Annotated in this window: 6 protein-coding genes; 3 read left to right on the forward strand and 3 right to left on the reverse strand. The window is 67.9% G+C overall.

Going from position 1 to position 6,249, the window contains the following annotated elements:
• Positions 1–63 precede the first annotated feature (63 nt).
• The gene (locus V3B64_RS16530; RefSeq protein WP_032127132.1) at positions 64–498 is read left to right on the forward strand and encodes a PepSY domain-containing protein; all 435 of its coding nucleotides are present in this window, start codon (positions 64–66) and stop codon (positions 496–498) included.
• A gap of 122 nt (positions 499–620) precedes the next feature.
• Here the strand turns inward: V3B64_RS16530 and V3B64_RS16535 are convergent, their stop codons facing one another.
• The 3 genes from V3B64_RS16535 to V3B64_RS16545 form a co-directional block, all read right to left on the reverse strand.
• Entirely contained in the window at positions 621–1,103 is a 483-nt protein-coding gene (locus V3B64_RS16535) for a hypothetical protein (protein WP_049400799.1), read from the reverse strand.
• A gap of 126 nt (positions 1,104–1,229) precedes the next feature.
• Entirely contained in the window at positions 1,230–2,438 is a 1,209-nt protein-coding gene (locus V3B64_RS16540) for an FAD-dependent oxidoreductase (protein ID WP_329914507.1), read from the reverse strand.
• Positions 2,439–2,451: 13 nt separating this feature from the next.
• The gene (locus tag V3B64_RS16545; RefSeq protein WP_285301785.1) at positions 2,452–2,946 is read right to left on the reverse strand and encodes a lipocalin family protein; all 495 of its coding nucleotides are present in this window, start codon (positions 2,944–2,946) and stop codon (positions 2,452–2,454) included.
• 182 nt (positions 2,947–3,128) lie between these two features.
• On the opposite strand from V3B64_RS16545, the gene V3B64_RS16550 reads away from it, so the two are divergent.
• Positions 3,129–3,377 carry a hypothetical protein gene (locus tag V3B64_RS16550; RefSeq protein WP_006399378.1) on the forward strand — a complete coding sequence of 83 codons (249 nt, stop codon included), beginning with the start codon at positions 3,129–3,131 and terminating at the stop codon, positions 3,375–3,377.
• Positions 3,378–3,464: 87 nt separating this feature from the next.
• Positions 3,465–5,894, forward strand: a complete 2,430-nt coding sequence (locus V3B64_RS16555) for a DUF3772 domain-containing protein (protein ID WP_329914508.1) — start codon at positions 3,465–3,467, stop codon at positions 5,892–5,894.
• Positions 5,895–6,249 lie beyond the last annotated feature (355 nt).

The raw sequence follows: 6,249 nt of genomic DNA on the forward strand, positions 1-6,249 counted from the left end.
CCACGGGGTGCATTGTGGCGTTGCCGGGATGGTCCGGCCACGAACACGAACAGGAGAACCCCCATGTTGAAGTCGCTCACCCTCGCCACTGTTGCTCTGCTGGCCATCGCACCGGCCGCACAGGCTGCACCGCTGGGCATGGCCCAGGTCGAACAGACCCTGCGCAAGGCCGGCTACACCCAGATCCACGAGATCGAACGCGATGATGGCCTGTGGGAGGCTGACGTGAGCCGCGCCGATGGCCGCTTCAGCGAGGTCTACGTTGACCCCAAGACCGGCGAGATCTTCGACGAGCACAGCGGTCGCGCGCTGTTGACCACCGAGCAGGTGCTGGCACGGGCACAGGCGCATGGCCTGCGCGAGATCCATTCGCTGGAACGCGATGGTGCGACCTGGTCGCTGGAAGCCCGCAACGCCCGCAACCAGAAGGTGGACGTGCGCCTGAGCGGCTATGACGGCCGCATCCTGCACAGCGAGCGCGATGGCTGGCTGGATTGACCTGCTGGTAGTGCCGGCCGCTGGCCGGCACACGGGGAGAAAGCGTGTCGACCAAGGTCGACACCTGCCAAACGTACGCATCGGTAGCGGCCGACCCTGGTCGGCCCAGGCCGACGCGGCGCTTACCAGCCAAACGGCGGCGGGTAATCCCAGTAGCCCGGGCCGCGGCCGTAGTAGCCGCCGTACGGGCCATAGAAGCCCGGGCCCTTGCCTTCGCTCACGTGGATGTTGACGTTGACCCCGTGGGTCTTGCCTTCATCGGTGGTGTAGTTCTTGCTCAGGTTCAGCGTGGCGGCGTTGTAGTGGCTGTTGCCACCGTTCTTGGAATAGCCGATGCCGGTGGTGAAGCTGCCGGACACTTTGACCTTGTCGTCGGTGACGTCGGCTATCTTCGCGTCGTCGTGCACGCGCGGGCCGCTCTTGTCACCGTAGTACGTGCCCGGCGGGTCCTGCTGCAGGGCCGGGTCGTTGAGGTAGCGCATCGGCGCCTGCGGCAGCGTCAGGTCCAGGCCGGCGGCCTGCGGCGCGGTGGCGCCAGCGGCGGACTGGGCCAGCACGGTTCCCGGCAGGGCCAGGCACAGCAGCAGGGTCAGGGGGCGGATCATGACGGCGCTCCAGCGGACAGGTGGCCACGCAACACGCGGCGGTACAGGCCGACGCTAGCAGGGGTTGCTTGAATGATGCCTGTCGGCGCCGGATTGGGGTAGAGCCAGGCCATGCCTGGCTGCAGGTCACAGCCGCCCGAACCCGAACAGCCCTTCCAGCGCATGCCTGCGCCGCTCGATCCGGGCCCGCAGCAGCTGGGCGCCGATCATCGAATAAGTGATGCCGTTGCCGCCGTAGGCCATGGCGAAATGCACCCGTGGCCCCCACTGATCGTGCGGGCCGAAGAACGGCAGGCCGTCGGCGGTTTCGGCGAAGGTGCCGGCCCAGGAGAACGCCGGCACCGGGTCCAGCCGCGGGAACCAATGCAGCAGCTGCTTCATCAGCTTGTCCGCCTTGCGCTCTACGCGCCTGTCGCGGCGGGCGGGGATGTCGATGGCGTCGTCCAGCCCGCCCACCAGCAGGCGGCGATCGCCGGTGGCGCGCAGGTACAGGTACGGGCGTGCGCTCTCCCACACCATCGTGTTGCGCAGGCGGCCCAGCACGTCCGCATCGATCGGGTCGGTGATGAAGGCATAGCTGCTGCGGTTGCGTGCGACGCGCTGATGCAGCCACGTCTGGTTGGCGTAGCCCATTGCCAGCACCACATGGCGGGCGTGAATCGTGGCGCCGTCCTCGGTGAGGGCGGTTACCCCGCGCGCGCTGGGCGTGAGCGTGTGCAGCACCGTGCGGTCATGCACCTGGCCGCCGCGCCGGCGCACTCGCTGCAGCAACCCATAGGTCAGGCGATAGGGATCGACCCGCGCCGCCAGGCGCGTGAGCAGGGCACCACCGGCGTCCACGTCGAAGCGTTCCTGCAGTGCCTCCGGGCCCAGCCAGCGGGCATCCAGACCGATGCCGCGCCGCGCCTCACCTTCGGCCATCAGGCGCGGCACGTCGCGATGGCGGCTGGCCAGGTACAGGCTGTCCATGCGCTGGAAATCAACGTCTTTCAGGCCGCGAGCCACGTCGCCCAGGGCCGGAATCGCCTCGGCACACGCCCGATAGGCAAGCGCGGCGGCGTCCTGGCCATAGCGTTGGGCCAGCTCCATCAGATGGGTATCGATCTCGTACTGCAGCAGCGCGGTGCTGGCGGCGGTGCTGCCCCAGCCGATGTCGCGCTGCTCGATCACCGCCACGTCGTGGCCATGCCGGGACAGTTCGTCGGCAATCAGCGCACCGGTGATGCCGCCGCCGACCACCAGCACGTCGCAGCGCAGGTCCTTTTCCAATGGCGGAAACGCCTGGATCAATCCATTGCGTACCGCCCACCAGGGGTAACCGCTCTTCAGGTCCATGGCCGTGTGCTGATCAGGCGGTGGGACGGCCGGTATGCGGGGTCTGGATCAGTTCGGACAGATCGAAGCCCTGCAGGCGGGCGGCCGCCAGATAATGGTCCTGCACGGTAGCGTCCAGCTGCGGTTCGCGGGCCAGCAGCCACAGGTACTTGCGATCGGGGCTGCCGACCAGTGCCACGCTGTAGTCCGGCGCGACCTGGATCACCCAGTAGTCGCCCTTGGCGAACGGCAGCCAGCGCAGGCCCTTGGGCAGGAAGCTCACTTCCAGGCGCGCGCTGTCGTTGTCGACGGCGCAGGCCTCGCCGGTGGCTTCCTCGACCTCGCCGTCCATACGGCAGCGGTTGGTGACGCCGACGTTGCCGTTGTCGAGCAGGGTGTAGTGCGCCGACACGTCGGTGCAGCCTTCCGGCTCGTGGCGCATCGGCAGGCGCGCGATCTCATACCAGGTGCCCAGGTAGCGGGGCAGTTTGAGGTCGGCGACGGTCTTCAGCGGCGGGTGCTCGGTCATCGGTGGTCGTGGCAGGGGTGGGCCTCCACGATGCCGATGGCCTTGCCATGGGCGGGTGAAGCCGGGGCGATGGCCGTGTCCAGAACGTTCCGTCGCCCCGGCGGAGCGCCCGTTGTCACCGGCGTGGCGGTATCCTGCTGCCAGCGCCGTGTTTTCCTGATCCAACCGAGGTGGAGGTGCCGATGTACCAGGTGATCCTGTTGAAGAGTGAATCCGCGTTCGCACGCGAACAGTGGCCGCAGGTCGATGACCTGGTCGACTACGAAGGCGTGGCCTACAGCCTGCGTGCCGGCCCGCGCCAGCCGCTGCCGACCGACCACGACTGGCACCCGGTGGCGGTGTATGCGCCCGATGAGATTACCGAGGAAGAGTTCCAGGACTGGTACGCGCTGCAGCAGCCGACGGTGGAAGAGCTGCGCCTGAAGTACTGATGCTCGACGCTGCCAGGGCCGTCCATCCGCCCTTGACCGGCTCTGCCGTATAGTCGCGCGCAGGCGCGGTGGTCCGCGCGAACCGGTGTGGCTGGCTTGTCTTCTTTCCTGCGATCGATCCGTGCACGGGGCCCTTGGCTGGCCCTGCTGCTGTGCAGCGCCTTCCTGCTGTCCGCGCCGGTGCTGGCGCAGGATGATGCGCCCACGCCGAAGCAGCAGCTGGCAGGTATCGATGCGAAGCTGAAGGAGGTCGACCGCAAGCGTGGCGATGCCGCGGCCATCGAAACACTGGCCATGCTGTCCGAGGATGCTTCGAAGGCCCGGCGTGATGCCGAGGCGCTGGAAAAGGCGCTGCAGCCGCAAAAGGATCGCCTCGACGAACAGCTGGCGCAGTTGGGCACGCCTGCCGAGGGCACCATCGAGCCGCCCGAACTGGCGGCGCAACGGCGCAGCATCACCAAACAGCGCGACGGCCTGGCCGCGTCGGTAGCGCAGGCCAAGGCCAGTGCCGTGCGTGCCCAGCAGCTGGCAGCCGACATCGACCAGCAGCGCACTGCGCAACGCGCCGAAGACATGGGGAAGAAGGTCGCCTCGCCGTTGTCTCCAGCACTGTGGAGCAAGGTGGCCGAACGCCTGCCGATCGATATCGCACGCGTCGCGCCGTTGGCCGAGCAGGGGCGCGATACGTTTGTCGCTGGCATGCGGGCCAATGGCTGGGGCACGCCGTTGCTGGGCCTGGTGGCCGCGCTGGTGATGATGTTCCCGCTGCGGCTGTGGCTGCGCAGGCTGGGGCGGCGCTTTGCGGAGTCCGAGCGCGCGCCGGACGGTCGCCTGCGCCGTTCCGGCCTGGCCATGTGGCTGCTGCTGGTGGGCACGCTGCTGCCCGGCTATGCCGTGGTGGTGCTGATGGCGGCGCTGGATGCCATCAATGCGATTGCGCCGCGCCTGCAGGTGGTGGCCGACGGGCTGGAGACCGCAACGTTCCGCGCTGCGTTCATTGCGGCACTCAGCGCCTGCATGCTGGTTCCCAAGCGGCCGTCGTGGCGGTTGCTGAATCTGGATGACACCGCCGCGCTCAAGCTGCGCAAGTACGCGTGGGGCGCGGCGGCGCTTGCCTGGCTGAGCACGGTGCTGGTGGCCCTCGATCAGGCCACGCGTACCAGCGACGTCACCACGGTGGCGCTGGATGGCCTGATTGCGCTGACTTACCTGGGCCTGATCATGGCCATGCTGGTGACCCTGGCGCGCCTGCATCGCCGGCAGACCGCCGAGGCCGAAGCCAAGCTGGAAGCGCAGGCCGACGGGCAGGGCCCGAGTACGCCGGTGCGCCGCAGCAGCTGGCTGGTGCTGGCGCGCGTGGCGGGCAATGTCGCGGTGGTGGCGGCCATCATCGCCACCCTGCTGGGCTACCTGAACTTCGCCAAATTCGTGAACCAGCAGCTGATCGGCGGCAGCATCGTGGTGCTGGCGGCGACGCTGCTGTTCAAATTCGTCGATGACCTGAGCACGTGGATGCTCAACGCCGACAGCAAAGTGGGCCAGACCATCCTGCTCAGTACCGGCCTGAGCGTGTCGCGGCTGGAGCAGGCCGGCGTGCTGCTGTCGGCGGCGCTGCGTACCGTGGTCGTGCTGCTCACGCTGCTTGCCCTGGTGGCGCCGTTCGGCAACATCGGTGCGGTGGTGGAGCGATTCACTTCGCTGCTCACCACGGGCATTCCGTTGGGCGGAACCACCCTGAAGCCGATGCAGATCGTGCTGGCGGTTGTGGTGCTCCTGGCCGGCCTGGCGATCACCCAGCTGGTGCAGCGCTGGCTGACCGATACCTACCTGCCCAAGACCGAACTGGACCTGGGGGCGCGCAACTCGGTCAGTACCGTCGCCCGCTACGTCGGCATCATCCTCGCCGTGATCTGGGCGTTGACGGCGATGGGGCTGGAGCTGACCAAGCTGGCGCTGCTCGTCAGTGCGTTGTCAGTGGGTATTGGTTTCGGCCTGCAGGTGATCACACAGAACTTCGTCTCCGGCCTGATCCTGCTGGCCGAGCGTCCGGTGAAGATCGGCGACTGGGTGAAGCTGGGCGACCAGGAGGGCGACATCCGCCGCATCAGCCTGCGCTCGACCGAGATCCAGGTGGGCGACAAGTCCACCCTGATCGTGCCCAACTCCGAGCTGGTCACCAAGACCGTGCGCAACATGACGATGGGCAACAACCAGGGCCGCATCCAGATCCAGTTCGCGGTGCCGCCAAGTACCGATGTCGGCAGCCTGCGTCAGGCGCTGCTGGATGCGTACACCGCGCACACCAACGTGCTGAAGCAGCCGGCCCCGACGGTCTACATCGACAGCATTGCCGGTGGTCAGATCACCATCAACAGCTTCGCGTACGTGGCCAGCCCGCGGCAGGTGTATGCGACCCGCAGCGATCTGTACTTCAGCCTGCTGCAGATCCTGGCGGAGCGGAACATTCCGCTGTCGACCCCGACCGACATCCACATCACCCGCGATCCGCAGGAGTAGGGGGTTCTTTGCAGGGCTGCGCCCTGCACCCGCTACAAGCCGGAGCAAAGGCAACAGCAACGGCAACGGCAAAAGCTGGTTTCCTGTGGGATGGCGGGGTGGGTCCGGTTGCGGGGGACGCTGCAAGTCCCCCTTCCGGGGCCCGGCCCAGCCGCTGGCGGCTGTGCGTTCGGGCGCTTGCGAAGCAGTGCTTCGCAAGCAAAGCGCCCTCACCCATGTAAGCTCGGTCGCCGCTTGCTCGTGTGCGCTGTCCTGCGCACACGGCAAGACCGGGGTTGGGCGTCCTGCCCAACCCGCCGGGCGCATGCGCCCGACCCATGCGGCTCACGCCCCCGCAACCGGACCCACCCCGCCT

The sequence above is a fragment of the Stenotrophomonas sp. SMYL86 genome (genome assembly GCF_036320025.1).
Classification (GTDB): Bacteria; Pseudomonadota; Gammaproteobacteria; order Xanthomonadales; family Xanthomonadaceae; genus Stenotrophomonas; species Stenotrophomonas maltophilia_A.